The sequence below is a fragment of the Kitasatospora griseola genome, assembly GCF_014648555.1.
GTDB classification, from domain to species: Bacteria; Actinomycetota; Actinomycetes; order Streptomycetales; family Streptomycetaceae; genus Kitasatospora; species Kitasatospora griseola.
Genome location: NZ_BMRI01000100.1, coordinates 1 through 1,213 on the forward strand (window position 1 = coordinate 1; position 1,213 = coordinate 1,213).

General features: G+C 71.7%; 2 protein-coding genes. Both read left to right on the forward strand.

The window, feature by feature from the left end; genetic code table 11:
• Positions 1-292 (forward strand): LPXTG cell wall anchor domain-containing protein (locus tag IEZ12_RS37275; RefSeq protein WP_189278870.1); only part of this gene is annotated, 292 nt, incomplete at its 5' end.
• 292 nt (positions 293-584) lie between these two features.
• A partial coding sequence (locus IEZ12_RS37280) for a hypothetical protein (RefSeq protein ID WP_229848731.1) occupies positions 585-1,213 on the forward strand: 629 nt, incomplete at its 3' end.

Consider the following 1,213-nt stretch of genomic DNA (forward strand, 5'->3'; position numbering starts at 1 on the left):
CGGCCTGGCCGAGGCGCAGGCCCGGGACACGGCCAACGCCCACCAGTCGGAGGGCGGCAACCAGGGCACCGGCGGTAGCACTCCCGAGCAGGGCGGTACCACCGTCACCCCGGTGTCCGACACGACGACCACCACGGTGACCGCCACCGACACCACCACCACTGCCACGGGTGTTCTCGCGTCCACCGGTGTCGACGCCCCGCTCGGTGCGATCACCGCCGCCGGCGCCGCTTCCGTGGCGCTCGGCGCCGCCCTGGTGGCCGCCCGCCGCCGTCGGCAGCACCAGTCCTGACGTTCAGTCAGGTGATCTCGCTCCCACCGTCCCCGCCGCCCGCGTGCGTGGCGGCGACCAACCCCTGAGGAAGACTTTGAGCATTCGTCGTTCGGTTGCCGCTGCCGTTTTCGTGGCTGCGGTCTCCGCGCCGGCCATCCTCGGCAGCACGCCGGCCCTGGCCGACGCCGTGCCCACGCCGACCGGCAAGTCCCAGCCCGATGCGCCGGTGACGGACGGCACCCCGGCCACGGACACTCCGGCTACGGACGCTCCTGCAACGGAGGCTCCGGCCACGGACGCAGGTACCGGCGTGACCGCGCCGGAGGTCGGAACGCCCGCGCCGAGTGGCACCGCTCCCGCGCCGAGCGGCAGCACCTCGCAGGAGGAGGACGAGCTGCGGGCACGACTGAGGCAGCTGATCGCGGAGCCGGGCCACGGCCAGTACTTCCACGAGGAGGCCGGCAAGGCGCTGAACGGCACCGTCGAGGACATGCGGCACTTCTTCGACGTCCTGCCGACGATCATCATCGACGACAGGGACATCTTCATCACCCAGGTCATGAGCATGAGTGACCACCGCGGCCAGCTGTGGCGGACCATCCAGAACGCGCTCAGCGGCACCCGCGCGGACCGCGACCACTTCCTCGACGTCACCTGGCCCGCCGTCAGGTTGCAGTACTTGAAGGACGCCGCCCGGATCGCCGGCGGCTCCGACCCCCAGTTGGCGGCGCGGGCTCGGCAGGTGATGGAGGCCAATGACGGCGGCAAGGCACTCGTGGGGTTCATCGAGGTCGAGGTGCCGAAGGCGGCCAATGACGCCAACTGGCGGAAGGTGCTCCAGACGCTGATCCGGCCGGGCAGTTCGCTCACCCTCGACGAGGCTGCCGGGCAGGCGCTCGGGGTGGATGGGGCGAAGGCTTTCCTGGCCGGTCTGGACGG